This is a genomic window from Shewanella frigidimarina NCIMB 400, assembly GCF_000014705.1.
Taxonomy (GTDB): Bacteria; Pseudomonadota; Gammaproteobacteria; order Enterobacterales; family Shewanellaceae; genus Shewanella; species Shewanella frigidimarina.
In genome coordinates this window covers 3,841,186-3,866,861 of the sequence record NC_008345.1, presented here as the reverse complement: position 1 = coordinate 3,866,861, position 25,676 = coordinate 3,841,186, and the positions used below count along the sequence as shown (strand labels likewise).

General features: G+C 40.6%; 20 protein-coding genes. 16 read left to right on the top strand and 4 right to left on the bottom strand.

Features of this window, described 5'->3' with window-relative positions; all coding sequences use genetic code 11:
* Positions 1 to 211: 211 nt before the first annotated feature.
* Entirely contained in the window at positions 212 to 463 is a 252-nt protein-coding gene (locus tag SFRI_RS16655) for a hypothetical protein (protein ID WP_011638667.1), read from the bottom strand.
* Between the two features lie 325 nt (positions 464 to 788).
* Here SFRI_RS16655 and SFRI_RS16650 point away from each other — a divergent pair, with 325 nt between their 5' ends.
* Entirely contained in the window at positions 789 to 1,868 is a 1,080-nt protein-coding gene (locus SFRI_RS16650) for a GGDEF domain-containing protein (protein WP_011638666.1), read from the top strand.
* Positions 1,869 to 2,044: 176 nt separating this feature from the next.
* Here the strand turns inward: SFRI_RS16650 and SFRI_RS16645 are convergent, their stop codons facing one another.
* Positions 2,045 to 2,419: a hypothetical protein gene (locus tag SFRI_RS16645; RefSeq protein ID WP_011638665.1), complete on the bottom strand. Its 375-nt coding sequence runs from the start codon at positions 2,417 to 2,419 to the stop codon at positions 2,045 to 2,047.
* Positions 2,420 to 2,999: 580 nt separating this feature from the next.
* Here SFRI_RS16645 and SFRI_RS16640 point away from each other — a divergent pair.
* The 6 genes from SFRI_RS16640 to SFRI_RS16610 all read left to right on the top strand — a co-directional run bounded on the left by SFRI_RS16640 (position 3,000) and on the right by SFRI_RS16610 (position 10,654).
* Positions 3,000 to 5,135, top strand: a complete 2,136-nt coding sequence (locus SFRI_RS16640) for a TonB-dependent siderophore receptor (protein ID WP_244262836.1) — start codon at positions 3,000 to 3,002, stop codon at positions 5,133 to 5,135.
* 459 nt (positions 5,136 to 5,594) lie between these two features.
* Positions 5,595 to 5,894, top strand: coding sequence for a hypothetical protein (locus SFRI_RS16630; protein ID WP_041413202.1), 300 nt, complete (start codon positions 5,595 to 5,597; stop codon positions 5,892 to 5,894).
* A complete protein-coding gene (locus SFRI_RS16625; protein WP_011638661.1) occupies positions 5,891 to 7,480 on the top strand; it encodes a PepSY-associated TM helix domain-containing protein in 1,590 nt (529 codons plus the stop codon). The genes SFRI_RS16630 and SFRI_RS16625 overlap by 4 nt, the downstream gene beginning before the upstream one ends.
* Positions 7,481 to 7,887: 407 nt before the next feature.
* A complete protein-coding gene (locus SFRI_RS16620) occupies positions 7,888 to 8,136 on the top strand; it encodes a hypothetical protein (RefSeq protein WP_011638660.1) in 249 nt (82 codons plus the stop codon).
* Positions 8,137 to 8,160: 24 nt separating this feature from the next.
* Positions 8,161 to 8,643: a hypothetical protein gene (locus SFRI_RS16615; RefSeq protein ID WP_011638659.1), complete on the top strand. Its 483-nt coding sequence runs from the start codon at positions 8,161 to 8,163 to the stop codon at positions 8,641 to 8,643.
* Positions 8,644 to 9,103: 460 nt separating this feature from the next.
* Complete coding sequence (locus SFRI_RS16610) at positions 9,104 to 10,654, top strand: methyl-accepting chemotaxis protein (protein WP_011638658.1); 1,551 nt, start codon at positions 9,104 to 9,106, stop codon at positions 10,652 to 10,654.
* 185 nt (positions 10,655 to 10,839) lie between these two features.
* Here SFRI_RS16610 and SFRI_RS16605 read toward each other — a convergent pair whose 3' ends face one another.
* The gene (locus tag SFRI_RS16605; protein ID WP_011638657.1) at positions 10,840 to 11,736 is read right to left on the bottom strand and encodes a hypothetical protein; all 897 of its coding nucleotides are present in this window, start codon (positions 11,734 to 11,736) and stop codon (positions 10,840 to 10,842) included.
* Between the two features lie 221 nt (positions 11,737 to 11,957).
* Between SFRI_RS16605 and SFRI_RS16600 the strand changes: the two genes are divergently transcribed.
* Both SFRI_RS16600 and dbpA read left to right on the top strand, forming a co-directional pair.
* The gene (locus tag SFRI_RS16600; RefSeq protein ID WP_011638656.1) at positions 11,958 to 12,824 is read left to right on the top strand and encodes a pirin family protein; all 867 of its coding nucleotides are present in this window, start codon (positions 11,958 to 11,960) and stop codon (positions 12,822 to 12,824) included.
* A 325-nt stretch (positions 12,825 to 13,149) separates the two neighbouring features.
* Complete coding sequence (dbpA, locus tag SFRI_RS16595; protein WP_011638655.1) at positions 13,150 to 14,553, top strand: ATP-dependent RNA helicase DbpA; 1,404 nt, start codon at positions 13,150 to 13,152, stop codon at positions 14,551 to 14,553.
* A gap of 114 nt (positions 14,554 to 14,667) precedes the next feature.
* Here dbpA and SFRI_RS16590 read toward each other — a convergent pair whose 3' ends face one another.
* Positions 14,668 to 16,101 (bottom strand): DEAD/DEAH box helicase, encoded by a 1,434-nt coding sequence (locus tag SFRI_RS16590; RefSeq protein ID WP_011638654.1) that lies wholly within the window; start codon positions 16,099 to 16,101, stop codon positions 14,668 to 14,670.
* 336 nt (positions 16,102 to 16,437) lie between these two features.
* On the opposite strand from SFRI_RS16590, the gene SFRI_RS16585 reads away from it, so the two are divergent.
* From SFRI_RS16585 to SFRI_RS16555, 7 genes are all read left to right on the top strand, one after another.
* Positions 16,438 to 17,496, top strand: coding sequence for a DUF3626 domain-containing protein (locus SFRI_RS16585; RefSeq protein WP_011638653.1), 1,059 nt, complete (start codon positions 16,438 to 16,440; stop codon positions 17,494 to 17,496).
* Positions 17,497 to 17,817: 321 nt separating this feature from the next.
* The gene (gene cydD / locus SFRI_RS16580) at positions 17,818 to 19,608 is read left to right on the top strand and encodes a heme ABC transporter permease/ATP-binding protein CydD (protein ID WP_011638652.1); all 1,791 of its coding nucleotides are present in this window, start codon (positions 17,818 to 17,820) and stop codon (positions 19,606 to 19,608) included.
* A 35-nt stretch (positions 19,609 to 19,643) separates the two neighbouring features.
* Positions 19,644 to 21,353 carry a heme ABC transporter ATP-binding protein/permease CydC gene (cydC, locus tag SFRI_RS16575; protein WP_049763604.1) on the top strand — a complete coding sequence of 570 codons (1,710 nt, stop codon included), beginning with the start codon at positions 19,644 to 19,646 and terminating at the stop codon, positions 21,351 to 21,353.
* Positions 21,354 to 21,698: 345 nt separating this feature from the next.
* Positions 21,699 to 23,078 (top strand): Na(+)-translocating NADH-quinone reductase subunit A, encoded by a 1,380-nt coding sequence (locus SFRI_RS16570; RefSeq protein WP_011638650.1) that lies wholly within the window; start codon positions 21,699 to 21,701, stop codon positions 23,076 to 23,078.
* A complete protein-coding gene (locus tag SFRI_RS16565) occupies positions 23,078 to 24,292 on the top strand; it encodes an NADH:ubiquinone reductase (Na(+)-transporting) subunit B (RefSeq protein ID WP_011638649.1) in 1,215 nt (404 codons plus the stop codon). The genes SFRI_RS16570 and SFRI_RS16565 overlap by 1 nt, the downstream gene beginning before the upstream one ends.
* Positions 24,282 to 25,049, top strand: a complete 768-nt coding sequence (locus SFRI_RS16560; RefSeq protein ID WP_011638648.1) for a Na(+)-translocating NADH-quinone reductase subunit C — start codon at positions 24,282 to 24,284, stop codon at positions 25,047 to 25,049. Before SFRI_RS16565 ends, SFRI_RS16560 begins: the two co-directional genes overlap by 11 nt.
* Positions 25,050 to 25,670, top strand: coding sequence for an NADH:ubiquinone reductase (Na(+)-transporting) subunit D (locus SFRI_RS16555; protein ID WP_011638647.1), 621 nt, complete (start codon positions 25,050 to 25,052; stop codon positions 25,668 to 25,670).
* Positions 25,671 to 25,676 lie beyond the last annotated feature (6 nt).

The window sequence follows — 25,676 nt, the reverse complement described above, 5'->3', positions numbered from 1 at the left end:
TCGAGAAAATTTAGGTTTGAAGTGATGTTTAGAGGGGTTGTATATAGCATGTGAATTTCGCGATATTGCTAATATTTTTATCTAATATCAGTACTGTAGTTCATTTTTCATGAGTATACGTTTGAGCATGATTTTTATTATTCATTTGTAAATACAATGACTAACAATCTTGTTGTTGGCTCGTACTTGTGTCAGTCATGACGCTACAGAATTACTTAAAGGTGACTTTTCCACCGACCATTTTAAATGCTGGTGCGCCTCTCACTAACGTATCTCTGGCAAATATCTGGCCGCATTCTGGGCATGTGCAAGGAATCTTGGTGTTGTCTTCGACAATCCGCTCCTTGAAACATTTGATTAAGGCGCCTTTACCACCCTTACGATATTTAAACAGTTGGGCTTTACACTTAGCGCAAAAAACATCGACGGTGCGCGAAGGGCCTTTTTTGTTAGGTTTAGCCATTTAGCGCATAATCCGGATTTATACATTGTATATCTATTGTAACCCGATATATGTCTGAACAATATCGAGATAGCGATTAACTAATGATCGTGACAGCCGTATTTATGGTAATAGACAGTCAGTTATGATGATCTTAGCTTAAAAAGTGTGTGGTTGATTTACGCTTATAGTAATACGTAACCTTTTAATATTTTGGCAAATGATTCATATCTGTTCTAATCTTTACATTCAGATTTAAAGATATTGTAGTTAAAGATATTGTAGTTAAAAATATGGCTACTCAAAGTGTGAGTTGTTGTTGCTTCAGCATAGGAATACAGCATTAATGGCCATTTCCAATTTATGGGCAAGTGAGCTTGAGTATCGTCGTACAGTATTAAAGGCAGTGTTAATTGTCATTATTGTTGCTGGCGGTATATTTGTGGTTAATAACTGGTTTAATGATTTTAAATTGTATGCCATGGTTGAATTAGCGGTGGTATGTCTTTGTATTGGCATTCTTTTTATTCATAAAGCCACCCCAAACCTCACATTGTGGTGCTTGGTTTTTTTGTTTGCACTTTACAGCGTTATTTTAATTGGCATTTACAGTGCTTCATTTAATTCCGGGCTATTTACTTGGCTGTTTATTATTCCTGTTTTGTCGTATCTGTTGCTGGGTATAAAGCTAGGTACCCTATACACCTGTGTGTATATGATAGGTGGTGTGGGTATTTTGGTTAATGCTTTGCTGTTAGATATTGCAACAATTTACCCAATTACTATCGCCAATATTGTTTTATGTTTGGCTGCTATTTGGGCTTTGTCTTTTAGTTATGAATATAAACGAGCTGAAGCCGTTGAACGGTTACAAAAGATGGCATCACTTGACCCGTTAACTGGGCTAAATAATCGTTTATTGTTAGATTCTATCTTCGACATGTTGTGTGAAAGTTTACCCGAGCAGCATCAATCCGTATCGGTGTTAATACTTGATCTTGACCATTTCAAACGGATCAATGACCAATATGGTCATGATGTCGGTGATAAAGTACTGGTAGAGGTGTCGCGTATTATCAATAGTGTACGGCGTCAAAATGACTGGGCTTTTCGTTTAGGCGGGGAGGAGTTTTGTATGCTAATTCCTGATTCAAATTTACAGCAAGCAGGTCAAATAGCGGAACGTTTACGCAAGGCTGTTGAGCTCGTTACCGTAATTGATGGCAGTGAGCTAAACCTTAGCATTAGTATTGGGGTATCACGTTGGCCTGAAGACGGTGCACATTTTTCGCAAATTTATAAAACTGCCGATGCGCGCTTATATCAAGCAAAAACGTTAGGACGAAATAAAGTGATTACTACTTTAAATGAACAGCCAACCATTAACACAGAGGCTAGCATCGAAGTGCAGACTCTTACTGATTAGCCCTGTTGAACTATTCGATTTTTGAGATAAACCGGCTATTACGAAGTCTTATGGGGGCGTTTAATAAAGCTACTTTATGTAGTTGAACATGACTAAACGCTTGTGCTTTTTAATACTTTGTTTGTGCTCTCCAAGCTTTGCGAAAACTAACTTTTAACACTTTTGAACAATGACTATTACTCTGTTACTAATGTTTTTACCGTTAATCTCTCTTGATTTGATAAACGAATTTGAATGCCGTCAACAGTCGTAATTCGCTGTGCTTCAATATCTTTTTTACGCACTTTGTAGCTGTCTGTCATCGCTTCAATGGGGGATGTAATCGTAACTTCAACGACGGTGTTATCGTCATACCAACTCCAGCCCCAATAGCCTGCAGACGCTAACATCGACACCGCAATCATAGTGTAAATAATGACTCGACTAAAAAGTGGCGATTTTTGTGCATTTGCCATTTCTGCGATGCGATTAACTTTATGTCCTCGTCCACGGCGCAAGTAGACAATAGCGCCAAGTATTACCAATATTGTGACTAAAATTTTTGTTAGCACGTTATCTTCCACCAATCATTAATTAACCACAATTATACAGTTCATTGAATAATTTAACGTTATCTAGCACACATCAAGCGTGCTAATTAATATTGTCTATTCAGTTGTCAATATAGCCATATACGGCCCCAGATGAATCAGAGTCATTGTTTACTCATCGAAGGTTCTCCAGCTAAGGGTCTCGATTTAGTCACAAACACTATCATGTATTGGTGTGACGGTTGTGCTTCAAGGGTGATAAAAATACAGTGCTCATATTTAATGTTACATAGATTTGATATGACATAAATTTGGTATTACAACGATTTAAAAACCCTCTATAAAGAAGCACAAGAGTGCTATCACTTGATGTGTCTGAATTCAAATCACTTCAGTGCCAACAAACTCATCGCGAGGTGCATTTTGCGTCCAATTGTTATTCATAACTCAAGTTTTAGAGTAAATAATCATTGCATTTTGTAAATGCGATTGATAATCGTTGTTATTAGTATTAGCTTGTTTGTCGCTAAATGTTGATAAGTTAAAAGACGCTTATTGTAGAAGCGTGAATATCTTTTATAAATACTAAATGGAACATGTAATGAAAATCAATACTTTACAGTTTAATAAATGTAAATTGGCTGTTGTATGTGCTTCTGCACTCTCTTTGAATAGTTACTCTGCTATAGGGGAGGAAAACGTAGAAGAGACTAAAGGCAGTATTGAAACCATTAGTGTGGTGGGCCATAAACTGACCGAGCTGAGTTCTAATAATAATGGTGGAGCCTTGGGTAATAAAACTTTATTAGAAACCCCCTTTTCAGTAGATGTTATTTCGCTTGAAGATATAGAAATTCGTCAGGTTAATACTCTGGATAGTCTTTTTAGTAGAGAAGCATCTGTATCGGTTGATGGTAGTGCTTACAGTACCTTTGGCTCAACTATTCGTGTTCGTGGCTTACCTTTAGACTATACCAATAGTTTTAAAATTAATGGTATGTCTATCAATAATTTTAGTGGTGAACTCCCTTATGAAGCCTTCGAGCAAGTTACCTTACTAAAAGGAGCCTCTGGCTTCATGTATGGGATGGCTGCACCTGGTGGCGTCGTTAACTATGTGACTAAAAAAGCAACAGGCGATAAATTTATTGTTGATGTTGGCATGCGCAGTGACAGTGTATTTAGTGGTCATATTGATGCCAGTAAGCGTTTAGGTGATAACGATGAGTATGGTGTTAGGGTTAACCTTGTTAAAGAGTCGGGGGACACGTATTTAGAAGATGGCACAATTGATCGTAATACTGCAGCTTTAGCATTTGACGCACAATTAACCGATTCACTTTATTGGACTGTTGATGTTATTTATAACGATCGCTTAACTGAAAATTCATGGACTACAATGAATAATTCGTTAGGCAGTACTGATTTGCTTCCTGATACTGTTAGCGGTACTCGCAGTATTGGAGCTGACGGTACCTTCGATGATTACAAAAATATCGTAGCGTTAACCAGCCTAAATTGGGACATTAATGATAACTGGAGTGCTCGTCTTGAGTATGATTATTCTAAGAATGAGACTCGTTGGGTAAAAAGCTTAGCCTACTTACTCAATAGTGATGGTGATGTTAATATTTCCTTATATGACCAGTATTTTGATGTTAATTATGATCAAATTCAGGCTGTGATTAACGGTGAGTTTGAAACCGGTAGCATTCGACACAACCTGTTGTTAGGTGCGTCATATCAGAAGTCTACAACGTATCGGAATGATCCGCATCGCGTAGTAATGTGGGGTTATGGAACCGATAATCTGTTTAATCCTGTTGAGATTCCAACCTATAATTCAACCTTAGAAGATAATCTATCTATGGCTTGGATTGATAAACAACAATCGGTTTATCTCAGTGACTTTATTTCGCTAACCGATCAATGGGAAGTCTTACTCGGTATTCGATCTAATCAAATTGAACATACGCCAAGCGAATATTTCTCTTCATACCAAGCTTACAATGAAGACCGCGCCCTAAGTCCTACTGCTGCATTGATGTTTAAACCTGATGATAAAACAACATATTATGTCAGCTATGTTGAATCGTTTGAGGGGACAACGTCGTATGTTGGCGAGACTTACGCAAACGCTGATGAGCTACTAGAACCATTAGAAAGTAAGCAATATGAATTGGGTGTTAAAACAGCTGGTGACGGTTGGTCTTTAACGTCGGCACTATTTCGCATCGAACGAGGCGCCACACTGGTTACTGGTGATAATTATTTAGTACAGGATGGACTTAGCATTTATCAAGGTTTGGAATTTAGTGGAGCATGGGAAGTCACTGATAATTTATCTCTATACGGTGACTTGATGTTATTGGATGCCACTTATGACAAGACAAATTCAGCGGTGGAAGGTAATGACGTTGCTGGTACACCAAATCAACAGTTTAGCTTGCAGACTAACTATGAGGTCGATGCAGTGCCTGGTTTAGCTGTTAATTTAGGCGCCAAATACTTTGGTGAAACAACATTAGATTCTAATAATACCTGGGAATTACCTGCTTATACTTTGTTTTACACCGGTGTTAGCTATAGCACGATGATTGACTACAAAACGCTAACCGTTATTGGTACCGTTGATAATTTATTCGACGAAGAGTTTTGGGCAGCTGGTGATGCTTATGGTGCATTGCGTATCGGTGAACCTCGTAGTTTTGCTGTTAAAGTAAAGATGAGTTTTTAAGCATTACACAAAATGTTAATCACTTCATTATTAACATATCAATGGCCGTTAATTGACTACTTTTATCGGCCTAAAATAACGCTATGTAAACTAATATTGATTAATCGTTAACCGTTAACATATTGCTGTAATGCGATATCGGCTACTGAAATGAGTTAGTTTTACATCTATTGCGAGGATTTATTAAATGTGGCCTTTGTTGGCATTATTATTAACTGTTATCGGCGCAATGCTTATTTATCTCACTAACAAAAATCAACAGTTTATACAAAAACCATTGGTTAAGGCTTGGCGATTTGGAACCTTAATATATTGGTTATTAGCATTGTTGATCTGGTTGAAACTATACACCATGAGTGCCGCAGTTTTTATTTGGTTATTCACCATTATCATATTTGTTATTTGTATTCCTTTATTGAGTATAAATGGATATTTAGTCAAACCTAAAAGGAATGATTGATGACTAGGCTTACAGCGGATGAAAAAATACAGCCTCATTGGTGGCTAAAAACATTAGCCAGCTCAATATTGGGACTAACATTGGCGTATGCCTGTGTTGGTATTTTTGCTTGGTATGGTTATGGCGGTATTAATGCTCCTGTAAAAGTGCAATTTAACATGTGGATGGTGAGTCCCATTTGGTTATTAGTGTTGGCGTTTAGTTATTTATTTAAAACGGGTTTACATGCCATCGTTTATTTAACATTAGCGAATGTTGTGGTGTGTAACGTGTTCTTTTTACTAAGGTGGTTAGCATGAGAGTTCGCGGAGATATTCTACGTACATATCAATCCATCCATACATGGACAGGTATTATTGCCGGTTTAGTACTCTTTATTGGTTTTTATGCTGGTTCATTGACGATGTTTAAGGAAGAAATTACTCAATGGGCGACACCGCCAAGCCATCAATTACCACAAGTACCAAAAGATCAGTTTGATCAATTAATCTTACAAGCATCAACAAATTTTGATAAAGCCCAGCAAAGTTTTACGGTTAACTTTAATCAACAATTATCGCCGCTTACATGGTTTGAACAGGGCGGTGGCCGTGGTTTACATTTAAATAATGTCATGAGACACGCGACCTTGTCAGATGAAGGGGCGTTAGTTACCCAAGTTAACCCCACGAATGAACTCGGAGAGTTGATTGATATGCTTCATCGCACGGCTGGCATAGCAGGAAAAGCCGGGCATGAAGATATTGGTGTTCTCGTTTTAGGGGGGGCATCAGTGCTATATTTTTTAGCATTAGTGTCTGGTGTTATTTTTTTATTACCGACGTTAGTTAATAGCTTTTTAGCGATAAGAAAGAACAAAGGCGTAAATCGTTTTTGGCTCGATAGCCATAATTTAGTCGGTATTATTAGCTTACCGTTCCATTTGATTATTGCTTGGACTGTGATTGTGTTTGCTTTTCATGATGTTCTTTATGGTGGTTTAAGCCTAGTATATGGCGATGAACCCATGTTCGATCGTGGTGAGAGATCAACAATAGAGTACTCAATTGAACAGCTTCCGCCTATTTCAAGCTATCTTCAGAAAGTTAATGAAATGACCGACGGTTACCATGTGGAATCAATGGCTTTCTCTGATTTATCAACAACAAATCCAATGGTTGGCATTACCATTATTAACGAACGTGAAATGATGCGTGTCAATTCTGGCGATTTTATTTACATGAACCCTTATACCTTTGATGTTGGCTACAGTAGTATTCCGTTGAAAGATAATGATATTTATACTCCACTGGTTGCTAGCTTTTTTTCGCTACATTTTGGCGGCTATGCTGGAGATTTAGGTCGGTGGGTTTATTTTTCTTTGGGCTTACTTGGGGCATTTTTATTCTATAGTGGTAATTTATTATGGTTAGAAAAGCGTCGACAAAAACAACCATTACAAAATAAATCCAGCCGTTTTATGGCATCTTTGACCGTGGGTATGTGTTTAGGCTCAATATTAGCCGTAATGATAACGATGCTTTCAAGTAAATGGTTGTATCTCATTAGTGATCAGGTTAATAACAATTACCTTATTTGTTATTACGTAGTATTTTTTAGCGCATTAATTTATAGTTTTGTTGTTGGTGCAGCTAAAAGTGCTATTTACTTACAATACCTATTATTTGTGGCCTGTTTATTAATACCAATCACTTCTGTTGTGTCTTTTATTATGCCGAGCATAGGGTTGTGGGGACCCATTTACTTTCCCAGCATGGTCGTTGAGTTTATTGCGTTAGTTTTTGCGGGTGTATTTTATTATGGTGCGATTAAAACTAAACAGCGTGTTTATTATGGTGAACGTAATAGCATATGGGCTTTACCGTTAACAACCGCTACTGAGTAAAATAAAGAATAAACTAAGTCACTCGTTATCAAGTGGATAACCAATACTATTGGTGCCGCTAATAACGAGAACTTAGTAATTTTTTCATAAGTAACTTTTACACGGTAAAACATCATCATCTGTAAAAACTACAAAAATAATTATGTAAACATATCTTAACTTTTCACCATTAAATATAAATCTTACTTTTATCAGCTACTTGAATTTTTGTTGATTTAGTTTAAATGTGGCATGCTTTTCGCTTTATAAAATAGGATAACAAATATTTAGGCGTATTTTTTTATTAATGTTATATAAATTGACCCAATCTATTTATCGTAATAATGTGTTAATTGGACAGTTTTTATTGCCCCTATTTATTTCAGCGTGATATCACTCTATAAATTTTGTATTTAAGGAGATTAGAAATGGCTACAACAAAGGCAAAAAATCAAGATCCACAGCAGAAAATTGAAGATGCTTATCATTTAGCTGAAGAAGCGACATCAGAGGCTGTTAATTCTTTGAAAGATAAAGCTAAAGAATCATTAAATGAAGGCTCTGAAAAAGTTAAATCGGCAACAACTCAAACGGAAAATATGATTAAGGAGCATCCTTTATTAAGTGTCGGATGTGCTTTTTTAGCCGGGTGGGCAATTTCGAAACTGATAAAATAACACAGCGGCCGGAGGGGTTTTATTATGGAAAACACAGATGATGTGTGCAGCAAAGATAAAATCTCCGATGGCACGCAGAGCGAGCCTCATGTTAACTCAGATGAAATGAACGTTAACGTTGAAGAAATTAAAGATATTTTTAATAAAGTATCGAAATTAGCTCAAGAGGTTGGACAGTGGTCAGAGTCTACAGTCCAACTTTTCTTTATGGAAGTATTACGAAATGTTGCCGCAGCAAAACAGTTTTTTGTTTGCCAACTTTTATTTATTCCGTTATTAGTTCTCTTTATCTTCAGTTTATGTGTTTGCACCGGGATTGTGCTTTACAGCATTACTCTCAACATACTTATTGGGGTAGGGGGATTTTTGCTCGCAATGATGTTGGTTTTAGTCGGTTTACTTTATTGGCAAAAACGGCTGATTCGTTTTTTTGGCTTCAAAGAGACAGTCTCCCAATTAAAGGAGGGTATCGATGTCATCTCTAAAGCATCTAAATCATTCGATTAAGTTAACACGCATGCAGGGGAAAGACTCTGTTAGGCAGTGCGAGTTAACACTTAATTTATTACTCCATTCTGTTAAAAAGCAGACTCGAAAACATCCTTTTGGGGTCACTGTTGGTGTCACCATAGCCACTTTTATCTTTGCCAGGTTTAGGAAAAACATTAGATCTCTTTATCCTTTAGCTTCTTTAAGCTTTAATTATGCGAAACAATATCGCAATTCAAAACCTCAAGAATAAAACCAATCAATAAATCATGATGATAGCCATTTTCTTGCCTATTATATGATCGAGTCAATACTTTGAACTGTTGTGAGTCTGAATAAGTGTCAGTGTGACCAATCGCAAATATTTCAAAGATGTTAATTATTTACTGATTAAAGTCGTGAGTCATCACATACAAACAATGCTGATTGTTTAATAATCAGCTTAATTATTTATCTCAACGACGTTTAATATATCAACATGACCACAAAAGATCTCATCGATGAAGAAGTCACTTATCCGTCGGATTATATGATCCTTTCAACAACCGATTTAGACAGTATTATTACTCATGTTAACGATGACTTCATGGCAGTCAGTGGTTATAAAGAAGATGAGCTAATTAATAAACCCCATAATATTGTACGCCACCCAGATATGCCTAAAGCTGCATTTAGTGACCTATGGGACACCATTAAGCAAGGGAAAAGCTGGATGGGATTGGTGAAAAATCGCTGCAAGAATGGTCAGTATTATTGGGTTAACGCTTATGTGACCCCGATTAAACGTAACGGTATTATTTGCGAGTACCAGTCGGTAAGAACTCAGCCAGAAGCAGAGCTCACTGAACGTGCTCAAGCCTGTTACGATGCCATTAATGCTGGCAAAGCTGCTAAGCCTAAGTTTGGTGCAAGTATTATTACTAAACTTTTTTTGGCTTGGTTGCTATCTGTTGGTTTACTGATGTCCTTACCTTACTCAAGTGGTTTTTTCACCGTAGTCGCATTTATTGTTGCCATTATCTGTTTTTGTCGACCTCTTTATGTTCTTAAACAGCGTTTTAGTAACATGCTGATGTTAAGTGAAAAAATACATGATAATCCACTAAATCAATTTGTTTACACCGGTTATACCGATGAGCTTTCTCACATCGAATTAAGTTTACGGATGCAAAAAGCTGAAACGCTGGCTGTGGTTGGACGTATAAAAGACAGTGGTGAGGAATTACAGCAAGGTTTAGAAGAGCATCAACAACAAAATCAGGCCAATCAAAATCAGTTGGTAACCCAGTCACAAAACCTTGAACAAGTTGTCACTGCCATCGGCCAAATGAGCACGTCTGTTACTGATATAGCTAAAAACACGACAAATTCAACCACAGAAATTCATCACTTAGTTGAACAAATAGAGTCAACTAAGGTGGCATTAGCCAACAGTCAAATTGCGACTACGGAAATTAATCACTTATTGGAAAAATCCCGTATTGCTATTTCTTCGCTGAATAAGCAATGTCAAAATGTAAACCAAGTTGTTGAGGTGATCGAGAGTATTGCACTGCAAACTAACTTGCTTTCGCTCAATGCCGCCATTGAAGCCGCTAGGGCTGGAGAGGCTGGTAGAGGGTTTGCGGTGGTCGCGGATGAAGTGCGTAACTTGGCAAGTCGCTCGGCAACTTCTGCTCATGAAATACACGCTATTATAAATTCACTTAGCCGCACAACTGCAGAAGCCGTTGCACAAATGGAACAAAGCCATGCGTTAACAGATAAGAGTATTGATTCTGGCAAAATGCTCGAGAAAAGCCTGATTTCGGTTAGTGAAGTGATGAGTATTATCGAAAGTAATGGCGAACAGATTTCCGTAGCGGCAGAAGAGCAAGCCGCTGTTGTTAATCAAATTTATAGCAATGCGATGATATTACAAAATGGCATAAATCAATTCGAACAAAATTGCCAAAATGCAGCAATACATAGTCAAGAAATTAGTGGTCAGGGTATACGTCAAACAGAGTTGGTAAATCAATTTAATTAACCTTTTCGAATCGCCATAGCAGTAAAAGTGAATCATTCACTATGGTTCTAACAAAGGTAATGTTGCTCATTTGTACTGTAGCCATTCAAAATAGTGTCGTGATGAGGAAATACAAATCTTCAAGCGTGCCATCATTAACACAATGAGTCACACAAGAAGTATTATTATCTATTGAGTTAGCGCTGTTATTTTATGCGATTAACTCTATTGTAAATTGCTTCTGTTAATTGTTTTTTTACTTGGTCCTCACCACAAAATTCTGCAAATCCGAGTCCCCATCCATGTGGATTCACTTGAGTTGGCAATTCAACCACTCGGTAACAATAATCACCCTGTTTTACGATTCTGTTAGGGTCCAACCTATGGTTAAAGGTATGTGGTTGGTTGATATCAATTTCTGGTGTTAGTTCTATAAAATCAAGGTTAGGGTCCATTTCACTCATGGTGCCTGTTGGCTGATTTTGTAATGCAGTTTGAGAACCTATGAGAGTGTCTAATGCTGCAATATTATTTTGTTGTATAAAATGGCTAGTGGCTTGTTGTATTGACGCTAATGAAGGTGCGGATTTGTTTACGTTAGTGGTCGTGTCTGGTTTTATTTGATTAGGCAATGCATTAGGAATTTTTGCTCTCGCAGTCGATTGTATGTTGTTGCGCTTATTGCTTGATGGCATCACTTTATCGAGGGTGTTGTTGTCTTCATCTAAGGAGATTGGTGTCTCTTTCGCGTTTATAGACGTCGATTGGCTAACATCAACATTCGTATCAATAATGGGCGGAAAATTCTTTATGTGTTGGGCACTTTCTAGGTCATTAAGCTTGGGTGGTAAACTTGTTTGGGTCATTGATTCGTATTGCGTTGAAGTTATGAGATAGCTTTTTATTGCGGTTGTCGAAGGTTTAACCACTAAAGCTGACACTCGTTGCGTCGTGTCTTGGTACCAAAACGCAATCAGCACATAAATCAATAATACATGGATGATGAATGCCGTGAGTACAGGCTTAAGCCAATATACTTCTTTAGAGGAGTGTGTTGAAGATCGAGAGTGATGTGGCTCCCAGCCAACCGTTATTACTTCCATTTATATCAATCACTTTATCGCAGTATTATCAGTCCTTTTTTTGATTGTTAACAGAACGTAAAGTTCATAAATTGATGTGGATAAATGTATCTTGCTTGAGAAAAAGGCAAAAATTATGTTAATTGGTCGATTTTATCGAAAGAAAATCACACTATTATGCAATATTTATTCAGTTAACTGACTGCTATGATTACATCATTATTTTTATCGCCGAGGTTTTTATGAAAGTATTACAGCGTTTTAGCGCCTTACCCGCAATTGACGGTGATGGCGTGAACATCAATCGTGTTGCCGACTTTGATAAGCTTCGTTTTGATCCATATTTAATGATCGATGAGATTAAGTCTGATGATGAACAAGATTTTATTGGTGGTTTTCCGCCGCACCCACATAGAGGTGTAGAAACTTTTACTTATATTCGTAAAGGCGGATTTGAACATCGCGATCAAATGGGCAATGTTAAACCTATTCGTGCGGGTGATGTGCAGTGGATGAGTACTGGCAGTGGCGTGGTGCATTCTGAAATGCCATTAGCAGATGCCAAAGAAGGGCTGCATGGGTTTCAAATTTGGATCAATATGCCTGCAAAACACAAAATGCGTCCACCTATTTATCAAGACACTAGCAAACAGGCTAACCCACGTGTAGAAAACGAACACGGCGCAACACTAGTTGCCTTGGCGGGGGATTGGGGTTTTAATCATGAGCCACATAAGATTACCTCAACGATTCAAGGTTTAGCTGGCCATGGTGCTATTGCGGATTTAACGTTAACTGAATATGGTCATGGCACGCTGAATCTTGCCGAACATCAAACCGTTTGCGTTTATGTGTATCAAGGTGAGCTTAACTATATTGATGCACAAGGTTTGCGAGAAACCGCAAGAGCAGGGCAGTTTTTAGCTTTAGATGCACTTGAAGTCTGTCATTTTCAAACCGAGGCCACTGGAGCTGGATTGTTAATATTAGCAGGCAAGCCGATTAACGAAAAAATTGTTCACATGGGGCCGTTTGTTATGAATACCCAGGCAGAGATCGAACAAGCTGTACGCGATTATCAACAAGGTCACTTTGGCCAAATTGCTTAACGTTAACCTCAAAATAAGCTGAATTATCGATAAATATTTGTCAGCGAACTAGGAATAAAATTGCTACAATAGCTGACATCTGGCTTAGGTTTGTTTTAAGGCCTTTGCTCACACCAATCTTATTTATTATCTGTTCCTTCAGGCAAGATAAATCGTTCGCAAATAGCGGTAAGCATTTTTCATATAACATTATTGTATATGCTAATTTTGTTCCGCTATTTAATGATAATTTTGCACGTTATTGGCTCATTTATGTAATGGCATTGGTATATATTTTTGCAGCTTTTGCCTGCTTTTTACCTTTCGATATCAGAGGATATTTGCCTTGAGTCAGTCTACAGAACCGGTCGTTAACACGGCTTTTACATCACTTAAATTAAAACCTGAATTGCTTGAAAACCTCCAAACTATGGGTTTTGAATCGATGACTCAGATCCAAGCTGAGAGCTTACCGCCTATTTTGGCCGGTGAAGATGTTATCGGTCAAGCGATGACGGGTTCAGGTAAAACAGCTGCCTTTGGTTTAGGACTGCTCAATAAACTGGATGTAAAACGTTTTCGCATCCAAACCATGGTGCTATGCCCAACGCGTGAGCTAGCCGACCAGGTAGCGAAAGACATTCGTACCTTGGCCCGTGGTATTCATAACGTTAAAGTACTGACACTTTGTGGTGGCGTACCAATGGGACCGCAAGTTGGTTCATTAGAGCACGGTGCACACATTATTGTCGGTACACCAGGTCGTATTGTTGATCATTTAGATCGCAACCGTTTAGATTTAAGTAACATGAATATGCTGATTTTAGATGAAGCCGACCGCATGTTAGAAATGGGCTTTCAACAGCATATTGATCAAATCATTGCTGCGGCTCCTCGTGAGCGTCAAACATTGTTGTTTAGTGCCACGTTCCCAGATCAAATCCAAGCGATTGCCGATCAAATTCTGTATAAACCGGTAATGGTTAAAGTCGAAGCTAAACACGATAACCTCACTATCGATCAGCATTTTTATCGTATTGAAGATAATCAGGGCCGTCTTGAGGCATTGCGTTTATTGTTATTAGATAAGCAGCCTGAAAGCGCAGTCGTGTTTTGCAATACCAAGCGTGAAACCCAACAAGTGGCTGACTCATTACATGAGTTTGGCTTTAGCGTACTAGCATTACATGGCGATTTAGAGCAGCGCGATCGCGATCAAATGTTATTGCAGTTTGCTAACCGTAGTGCGCGTATTTTAGTTGCTACCGACGTAGCAGCACGTGGTTTGGATATTGATGAGTTAGACGCAGTATTTAACTACCATATTGCTTACGATACTGAAGTGCATATTCACCGTATCGGCCGTACTGGCCGTGCTGGCAGTTCTGGAGCCGCATATACTTTCTTTGGTGAAGAAGACGGTTACAAAATGGCGATGATTGAAGAAGCCATGAACAAAGATGTCGTCAGTGAGCCTTTACCGCCAATGAGTGCGCTAAACAAACAACCGCTTGCTGCTGAAATGATCACGATTCAGATTGAAGCTGGTAAAAAGCAAAAAATCCGTCCAGGTGACATTGTTGGGGCATTAACAGGTGGCAATGGTTTAGATTTTAACGATATTGGTAAAATTAAAGTGACTGATTTTCGCGCTTACTTTGCCGTAAAAAGCAATGTGTCTAAACAAGCGATGAATATCATCAGTAAAGGTAAGTTAAAAGGCCGTAGCTATCGTGCTTGGTTCATGTAACTGAATCTTTTGCTATCTGCAGGGTAGCCATCGATTGATAATCGATTGGTTATGCCTGAATAATAAAAAAGCCGCTGAACAATGTTCATCGGCTTTTTTATGCTCTAGCGCTAGTTAGCTTTTAACTTTAGCGTTGGCATAAGGATTACTGCTATTACTTGAAACTACTGGTGCAGTGCCACTGCGACGTGGTGGACGATTACGCTGTGGTGGTTTATTACCATTCGCTCTAGCTTCTGCTTTAGGATCTACAGGCTTATCGTGACTGCGTGATGGTTGGCGAGAGTCAGGTTTACGCGCTGGCTTATCACCATGAGCGCCATCATTTGCATGCTGTTGAGCATGTTTACTGCGATTCGGGTTTGGCTTTTTAGCGCTATTACCGCCAGATCTGCTACTCGCTTCAGGGATCGTGAATGGTGCTTCAAAACCAGCAAGTTGCTTACGCTCAATAACGCGATTGATTAAACGCTCGATATCATGCAGTAATTTAACTTCTTCAAGACCCACTAATGATACTGCTTGACCTGTTGAACCAGCACGGCCGGTACGGCCAATACGATGCACGTAATCTTCAGGTACGTTAGGTAAGTCAAAGTTAACCACAAATGGCAGTTGATCGATGTCGATACCACGTGCGGCAATATCTGTTGCAACCATGACTTGTACTGCACCGGCTTTAAAATCTGCCAATGCTTTAGTACGTGCTGTTTGGCTTTTATTACCATGAATGGCAGCGGCTTTGATGCCAGCAGCTTCTAGGCTTTTCGCTAAACGGTTAGCACCATGTTTAGTACGAGAAAACACTAACACCTGTTTCCAATCATTGGTTTTAATCAGTTCGATTAGCGCCATTGACTTGCGGGTTTTATCCACTGGATACACACACTGGGTCACAGTGTTTGCTGTTGCGTTACGCGGTGTAACTGAAATTTCTACCGGATTGTTAACTAATCCTTTCGCAAGTTCACGAATTTCATTCGAGAATGTTGCTGAAAACATTAAGTTTTGACGCTTAGCGGGTAATAATGCTAATACTTTTTTAATGTCGCGAATAAAGCCCATGTCTAGCATGCGGTCTGCTTCGTCCAACACTAGAATTTCTAATTTGCTAAAGCTAATGGCTTTTTGCTGGCATAAGTCGAGTAAACGGCCTGGTGTTGCGACTAAAATGTCGACACCATTTCTGAGTGCAGCTAGTTGTGGCACGATGGACACACCACCAAATACTACAGCTGATTTTAACGGTAAGTTTACACCGTAAGTTGCGACGCTTTCTTGTACTTGCGCGGCAAGCTCGCGTGTTGGTGTTAATACTAGCGCACGGACTTGACCACGTTGCGCTCGTTCACCTTTAGATAATAATTCTAAAATTGGCAGGGTAAAACCAGCTGTTTTTCCTGTCCCAGTTTGTGCTGCTGCCATTACATCTTGACCGGCTAAAACAGCTGGAATTGCTTGTGCTTGAATTGGAGATGGGGTGTCATAACCTTGTTTTTCAACCGCTTTTAAAATAGCAGCATTCAGACCAAGTGAGGAAAAACTCATAGAAAAATCTCTTTGGGCAACGCATTGTTGCTTTGAATAAAAGGTAGCCAGTAACGGCGGCCGTGAAGCTTACCTGAAAACCTCTTTGAGTGCTATCAAATCCCTGTGTGGGCAACGATATATACTCTGTGATTGTGATTAATAATGGGCTATTTAATGGTGGAAATGTATCGCTTATGATCGCCAAATACAGCGATTTAATGAAATCGTGTTAATCTAAAGACCAGAATCAGTGCTAAAAGTCGACTTATTACATACAATAAAATGGTAACTCGTTTTCTATCTAAATATTCAGCGACTTAGCTGAGGTTACTTAACTTAAGGTGTCTCTTACTGATGAAATTAACGGCACAAATACATATTGAGAAAATGGCGTATGAGCTGCGTGATCATGCTCATGCCGTGATCAAAAATGTGCTGTTAATGTCTAATATTTCAACCTTATCTCTTCAGCTCGCTATGCGTGAACTCGCTCAACATAGCCGAGTGGCGTTGCATTTTCATCCCGATCAAATTGATAACCGAGGCCTCACCGTCGTTGATGGTTTATTGCGTGATGGGGTGTATAAAAGCCAGTTTGAAACCCATGTTTCTAATGGTCATTTATCACCCGAGCTAGGCGGTTCACGAGATCATTGGGAAAACCAATTATTTGGTCACAGCTATTCTGGGATTAAACATCGGCCTAAATACGGAGCGTTAGATTTTGGTTTGTGCCCCTTAGGCCCCGCACCTCGTTTTGGCAGTTGTTATTTAGTCACACACCCTCAAATATTGTCTCGATGTACTTTTAGTTACATGGACTCACATCGATTGCCCAAAGAAAAGGGTACCATAAAGTGTTTTGATGCGATTTTAGCGGCATTACTCAGTGAAAGTTTTGAGCGTCAATATGCCTTGGGGGTTTCTGGGCTTAAACCGAGTAAGTTGATTGAACATTTTAGTCAGCATTTAACCGATGATATTAGTCGCCGTTTTGATTTGGTCCCTAGCGGTAATTTAGATCATTATATTGAAGCCCAAATTCATGGCGATGTGTCGCTGGACCAAGATATTGCTATATTAGTGGCAGATCCATCCTATATGGGCACTGCTATTGGCGATTCATTAATCGCCTTGTGTCACGAGTACGGAATTGAGTTGCATTGGCATCAAGGACGCCAGATTAATGTGGCACAAATACCAGATGATTTTCGTGGTGCAGCGATGCCTATTTTGGCGCAAAGCCTTGCCGAAAATGAGTTGATTAATGCAGAGATTATTGGCCGAGCGGCCTATCAATTGCAAAAACAACCCGCTTCATGGAGTGAGCGTGGCGCACATTCTAAAAAACGACAAGACTTAAAGCTACTCTGGCACGTATTGGTAAAATACGGGGAGAGTACTGGTCAATAAATGTTATTATCCACAGTAAATTACCTTCACTTGTATTGCCTCCTTTTGGTTCTTTTCACACATTAGTTTGGTTTAGTCGCTCAACATGTTTGCGCTGAACACTGTAATATTGTGTTGCAATTAACAATGTTATTTGTAAGAGATGCACTTTATTGAATCTGATAAGTTTCAAGCTGATAGTGGCTAAATTTAATCTTTAAATAAGGCTTTATTAGCAAAATGTGAATCAGATAACATTTACACTGTTTTAGGTGTTAACTCGATGCCAGTACTGCGATACTGCGTGATTAAAGTGGTCATCGATAACTCTGCCGGAGCTTCATGGACAAGTCGTTAGAAAAGTCATTAGCCAAATGGCTTAAAAGCCAACAATCTTCTTGTGGTATTTTCCTCAAACTATCGGTGTTATGTGGTGTGCTCAATGGCATCGCCATCGTGGCGCAGGCCTATTTTATTGCCCAGATTTTACAGGGTGTCATTATTGATAACCTTGTTCCCGCAGCATTAAGCCTTCAATTTTTTGCCCTTATTGGTTTGTTATTTGTCCGAGCCTTATTGGCGCAAGTACGTGAACGGATAAGCTTTGAGGCGGGCAAACGTTTACGCACCGATATACGCCAAGCGGTACTCAATAAATTAGTCGCATTAGGGCCGGTATTTATTAAAGGCAAACCTGCAGGGGCATGGGCAACCTTAGTCTTTGAGCAAGTTGAAGATTTGCATGACTTTTATGCTAAATACCTACCGCAGATGATGTTGGCGGGGTTTATTCCTTTACTGATATTAGCCTGTGTATTTCCGCTTAATTGGGCCGCTGGGATCATTTTAATGACAACGGCACCATTGATTCCGTTATTTATGATTTTAGTGGGTATGGGCGCCGCAGATGCTAATCGTAAAAATATGCAGGCGTTGTCGCGTTTAAGCGGCCACTTTATGGATCGCCTAAAAGGCCTGCAAACGTTAAAGTTGTTTAATCGCGGCGAAGCAGAGTTAGTGAATATTGAACATGCTTCAGAAGATTTTCGTGCCCGGACGATGTCGGTATTACGCTTAGCCTTTCTTAGCTCCGCGGTATTAGAGTTTTTTGCCGCGGTATCGATTGCCGTATTGGCGGTGTACTTTGGCTTTAGTTACTTAGGTCATTTAGATTTTGGTCACTATGGCGTACAGGTAAGTTTGTTTACCGGCATGTTTGTGTTGATTTTAGCGCCAGAATTTTACCAACCCCTGCGAGACTTAGGCACTCATTACCACGCCAAAGCTCAAGCAATTGGTGCTGCAGAAGCGCTGGTTGAGCTGCTTGATTATCAAGTTAATACACCCGCTAAAATCCATTCAACATCATTAAATATGGCGTTTACAGCCGAAAGTATAAACATTCAAGCGATTGGGGTTGAAGTGTTTAGCTTAGATGGACAGCGTTTAGCTGGGCCTATTTCATTTACATTACCCGCTGGTGAGCATTGGGCTATTGTGGGCCCGAGTGGCGCGGGTAAAACCAGTTTACTGAATGCGTTGCTAGGTTTTTTACCTTATCAGGGATCGTTGCTCATTAATGGTCAGGAATTGTCACAACTTAATGTGGCCCAGTGGCGTCAACATTTGGCTTGGTTAGGACAAGATCCGCAATTGTTTCATGGCACGGTGCGAGAAAATGTCGCGTTGGCCAATCCGCAATTAAACGATGCGCAGATTATGACGTTGCTAGAACAAGCTGATATCAGTGAGTTTGTAAAACAACAACCATTAGGCCTCGATTTAGTGATAAGCGACCAAAGTGCAGGTGTGTCAGTGGGCCAGGCACAACGTTTTGCTTTAGCACGTGCATTGGCTCAACCCGCAAAATTGTTTTTATTAGATGAACCTACCGCTAGCTTAGATGCCCAAAGCGAGCAATCAGTGCTGACTTCGTTGTACCGTGCGATGCAGTCGACAACAGCATTAACTGTTACCCATAAATTAGATGATCTACACAACATGAATTACATATTGGTGATGGATAACGGAATGGTGGTACAACACGGTCATGTAAATGATTTACGGCAGGCTGATGGATTATTAGCACAAATGCTCAATCAACAACAGAATCTACAACAGGAGGTGAGCTGATGTCGCAACCCGTTGATGCCGCGCCGCGTAATATTATTCAGGTGCTACGGCCGTTTGTTGCTTTGTTCCGCCGCCAGTGGCTGATGATGTTAGTCGGTTTATTGCTTACGTTTACCACGTTACTCACCGGTATTGGTCTGTTGTCTTTATCTGGCTGGTTCTTATCTGCCAGTGCGGTAGCAGGCTTAGCCGTGGTGACGGCCCAAACGTTCAACTTTTTTACTCCAGCAGGAGGCGTTCGATTTTTCTCCATCGCCAGAACGGCAAGTCGTTACGGCGAGCGCTTAGCAACGCATGAAGCGACCTTTAAATTGCTGACTCAACTGCGTGTTTGGGCATGGAATAAGTTGCTGCCGTTGAGTGCCGCTAACTTACAAGGTCTGCGTAGAGGCGACTTACTCAATCGTTTAGTTGCCGACATTGATACGTTAGATCATCTCTACTTACGCTTACTCACGCCAATGGCCGCATCTTTGATGATGATTGGGGTATTGTTGGTGTTTCTCGGGTGGTTTGATAACCATTTAGCCTTGAGTTTATGTGCATTATTATTAGCAGCTTGGTTTATTTTACCGTTAGTATTTTATTATTTAGGTAAGTCTCCTGGGCAAGCATTGATGCAAGCGCAAAGGCAATATCGAGTTGAGTTGCTTGATGTTATTCAGGGGCAAGCCGAATTAAGTTTATTTGGTGCTAATAAACGTTATTTAGCGCAACTGGAACAAGCACAGCGGGCTTTATTTAGTCAGCAAACCACCATGGCTAATATTACTGGGCTGAGCCAAGCCTTATTGATACTAATCAATGGCTGTGCGGTGGTGTTTATGTTGTATTTAGCAGGTCAAAGCGTTGGAGATGCCTCGCCTCCGGGGCCGTTAATGGCCTTAATGGTGTTTGCCACTATGGCCAGTCTTGAAATGATGATGCCAATAGCGGGTGCATTTCAACATTTGTCTAGCACTGTACTTGCCGCCCGAAGGGTGACTGAAATAACTGAACAAACACCGAGTGTTAAATTTAATGCTAACAGTCACTTGCAAGCAAACCACGGCGCCTTGCTGCTCAGTGGTGTTCACTTTGGTTATCATAGCCATTCACCAGTGTTACAAGGTGTAGATTTGACTCTTAAAGCTGGTGACAAAGTGGCTATTTTAGGCCCCACAGGTTGTGGGAAATCAAGCTTGTTGGGGCTCATTACTCGTGATTGGGCGCCGCAACAAGGGTCTATTACGCTTGATGGCGAACCAATAAATGCCTACAGCGATGCCAATCTTCGTGCGTCGATGACAGTGGTGAGCCAGCGAGTTTATCTGTTTTCTGGCACCTTGCGTGACAATTTAGCCTTGGCGCTGGCCTATTTGCCAGATGAAGCCAAAAAAGCTCATGATCACCGTTTAATAGAAGTATTACAGCGTGTTGGCTTACAAACCTTGTTGCAGGGCGATAAACCATTAGATTGCTGGATAGGTGAGGGCGGCCGACAATTATCGGGTGGTGAGCAGCGCAGAATTGGGGTCGCAAGGGCATTATTGCGTGACGCTCCTTTGTTATTGCTCGATGAACCGACTGAAGGATTAGATAAACGTACCGAGCGTGAAATCCTTAACGTGTTGCTCGATTTTGCTGAGCATAAAACCCTGTTAATGATAAGTCATCGTTTGACCGCGTTAGAGCAAATGGATTGCGTGTACCTTTTTCAGCAAGGTCGACTAATTCAACAGTTAGCGGATAAAATAAGCCATTAACGGATTAAACTCTTAGCCTAGCGCGATAAAACATAAGTTATGGCTGTTTTTGGTGCGGTGTAATCAAGCTTAATCGGTAGGTGTTAATCAATCTAGTCGTGGCTTTTTTTATCGATTATTGGTTATAACATGTACCGCTAATACTGCCGGAATGTAACAACCCTTTTGACACGTAAATTACATAAATAGTTTTATCTCGAGACAATATATTGACCTGCTTCACAAATCTGGCATTCGGTTGTGTTCCAAAATTACAGTCCTCACTCGGAGTGTGATCTTAGTTACTATATTAGTAGTTGCAAACATATAACATTAGCTATCGAATTTTTTTAGATGGTGAATGTGATGGCTGGTGCTAACAATCCAGTAATAACTATTAAGCGCGGACTTGATATCCCGATTGCTGGAGAACCACTGCAGCAAATAGATGACGCACCTAAAACGACCCAAGTGGCGTTAATTGGTGAAGAATATGTCGGCTTAAAGCCAACAATGTCGGTTGAAGTAGGTGATCATGTCGTCAAAGGCCAAGTGCTGTTTGAAGACAAGAAAACCCCTGGCGTGTTGTTTACTGCGCCAGCAAGCGGAGTTGTTTGCGCGATTAATCGCGGAGAGCGTCGTGTACTGCAGTCGGTAGTGATTGATTGTGATGCCACGCAAGAACCTGCCATTATTCTCGAATCAGTGGATATTCATGCGCTATCACATCAAGCAGTTAAAGACGGTTTAGTCCGCAGTGGCTTATGGACTGCGCTGCGTACGCGTCCTTTTTCTCGCGTACCCCAATTAGATGCAGCGCCTGCAGGGATATTTGTTACTGCTATTGATACTAATCCTCTTGCGCCCGATCCGCGTGTCATTATTGCCACTCAACCACAGGCTTTCCAAGCCGGATTATTTGCCCTAACGTTTTTGACCACCGAAAAAGTGTATTTATGCCAAGATGATGGCGCTTCGTTATTGGCAGATGCTAGCAGTGAGTACGACTTATCGAAAGTCAGTGTGCAGCGCTTTAACGGCGTGCACCCAGCTGGATTAGTCGGTACTCACATTCATTTCCTATTACCAGCCAGTATTGAACGCCAGGTGTGGCATGTGGGTTATCAAGACGTGATTGCCTTCGGCAAACTGTTTTTAACCGGTGAATTGTATACCGACCGTATCGTCGCGCTAGGCGGGCCTAATGTATTAAAGCCTCGTTTAGTGCGTACCCAGTTAGGCGCAAAGTTAAGCGAATGGGTAAATGGTGAAATTGACCAGCGACAGTCGCGCATTGTGTCTGGGTCATTATTGTCAGGCCATACCGCTGCAGATGTGTACGACTTCCTAGGTCGATTCCATAATCAAATAAGTGTATTGACTGAAAATGAACGTCAAGAGTTGTTGCCTTGGGTGCGTCATGACAGCAGCAAATTCTCACTTACCGGCATCATGATGTCAGGTTTTAGTCGCACCAAAAAACTGTTTGATTTCACCACTAATGCTGGTGGGTCTCCGCGCGCCATGATGGCGTTTGGTCAACTGGCCCGCGTTATGCCGCTTGATATTTTACCCATCTTGTTAGTACGTGATTTAGTGGTGCGTGATACCGATGAGGCACAACTACTTGGTGCATTAGAGCTAGATGAAGAAGATTTAGCGTTGTGCACTTTTGTGTGCCCAGGAAAGTATGACTTTGGTAAAGAACTTCGTGCTTGCCTAGATATTATCGAGAGGGAAGGTTAATGAGTCAGCAACAGAAAAAGCCCAGCAAACAAGACAGCTATTACGCTCATGGCGACTCGATGCGCAGCTATTTACGTTCGTTGTGGATAGCCAATGGTCGTAGCACCAAAGGTGATGTGCATATTCGTGATGCGATTGATGTTAAGCGCACCATGCACATTGTGGGCATGTGCTTATTTCCTGCAATGTTATTGGGCATGTACAACATTGGCCTGCAGGCTCAAATAGCCATTATTGCCGGGGCAACACAGCCGGATGTATGGCAACTTGCCTTTTATAACTTACTGTTTGGCCCACTTACGCAAAGCGCTGGTTTAATCAGTTTGTTTGCCTATGGTGCCAGTTTTTATGTGCCATTTTACTTAACTGCGTTGGTGGTCAGTTTGGTGTGGGAAGTGGTGTTTGCCAAAGTGCGTCACCAAGAACTGCACGAAGGCTTCTTTATCACCGCGTTATTGTTCTCACTCATTTTACCTATCTCTACGCCGTTATGGATTGTGGCCTTGGGCCTTAGTTTTGGTGTGGTCGTGGCAAAAGAGATGTTTGGTGGTATGGGTTACAACTTTTTAAACCCTGCACTGGCGGGATATGCATTTATTTATTTTGCATACCCAACAGAGGTGGTGTCATTAAGCCAGTTTGTAGCGGTTGATGGCTTTTCTGGTGCAACGACGCTAACCCTTACCGTGGCTAAAAAATTAAGCTTTATCGATGTGAGCTGGTTTAGCGTATTAAGCGACAGTACTTGGTGGGATGCCTTTTTAGGCTTTACCCCTGGTGCCGTTGGTGAAACCAGTACCTTAGCCATTCTTATTGGTGGTGGTATTTTACTGCTTACCCGCGTAGCTGATTGGCGTGTGGTAGCCGGTGTGATGCTAGGTATGATCATTACCGTTTTGTTGTTTAACTATTTCGGTTCTAGCAGAAATCCTATGTCGGCAATGCCGTGGACATGGCATTTAGTCACTGGTGGTTTTGCACTGGGGATGATGTTTATGGCCACCGATCCGGTAACGGCGTCATATACCCGCAAGGCTAAATTTGCGTTCGGTTTTATGATTGGTTTTATGACCATTATTATTCGTTTACTGAATGCCAAAATGCCAGAGGGCATTATGCTAGCCATTTTGTTTACTAATTTATGGGCACCGTTGTTCGACTACCTAGTCGCTCAAGCTAATATCAAACGGAGACTAAAACGTCATGGCCTTTAAGAAAGATTCAGTCGCTGGAACAATGGTTTTTATCATCATTTTAAGTCTAGTTTGCTCATTTATGATCACCGGTACCGTGGAGATTTTAAAAGAACGTAAGCTGGCTAAAAAGCGCGAAGAAGTGCAGCAGTTTGTGTTAAAAGCTGCGGACATCGACATCAGTCAAGGTGACTTTAGCGAGTTATTTGCCCAACGAGTAAAGCCTAAGATGGTTAACTTAGCGACAGGCAAGGTAACTGAAAAAGCCAATTTACTTGATTTTGATGAGCGCATGGCATCGATTAACCCAGAAACATCTTCTAAACCGAAAAAAGACACCGCCAAAATTAAAACCATGGCGAACGACATTCGTATTTTTGAGGTGTATGACACCAATGGCCAACTTGCCAGCATTGTTATGCCGATTTATGGCAAAGGTTTGTGGTCGATTATTTACGGTTACATGGCGATAAAACCAGACTTAAACACTATTGAAAACATCGTGTTTTATGAGCATGGCGAAACCCCTGGTATTGCTGACTTTGTTACCGACCCACAATGGTTAGCACTATGGAAAGGCAAAAAGCTATTTAATGAAAAAGGCAAAATTGCCATTAAGGTTATTAAAGGCGGCGCTAAAGACGGCGACATTCACGGCATCGATGGTGTTAGTGGTGCGACGCGCACGGGCGTAGGTATTCAACGCTTAGTCGAGTTTTGGTTTGGCGTCGAAGGGTATCAAACCTATCTACACACGTTAGCTGCGGAGGGTAAGTAAATGAGTCGTGCTATTTCAACTCGTGAGATCCTAACATCGCCAATTATGGCTAATAACCCTGTAGCAATACAGGTATTAGGTGTGTGTTCGGCATTAGCGGTCAGTAATTCGATGCAAACTGCATTCGTCATGACACTTGCTGTGACCTTTGTGTTGGTCTTTTCTAACTTGATTATTTCAAGTATCCGCAATTTTATTCCTAATAGTGTGCGGATTATTGCGCAAATGACGGTGATTGCCTCGTTGGTGATTATTGTCGACATGGTGTTACAAGACGTGGCGTATGAATTGTCAAAACAGTTATCTGTGTTTGTCAGTTTGATCATCACTAACTGTATCATTATGGGCCGAGCTGAAGCCTTTGCGATGAAACATCCGCCTCATTTAGCCGTATTTGATGCCTTGGGCAATGCTTTAGGTTATGGCTTAATTTTAATGGGCGTGGCGTTTATTCGTGAGCTGCTGGGGCGTGGTACTTTGTTTGGTCACAACATATTTACCACTATTGAAAATGGCGGTTGGTATCTTGCTAATGAAATGTTCACTTTACCACCCAGCGCGTTCTTTTTAATTGGCGTGATGATTTGGGTCATTAAAATCATTCAGCGTAAGCGCGGATAAGGAAAC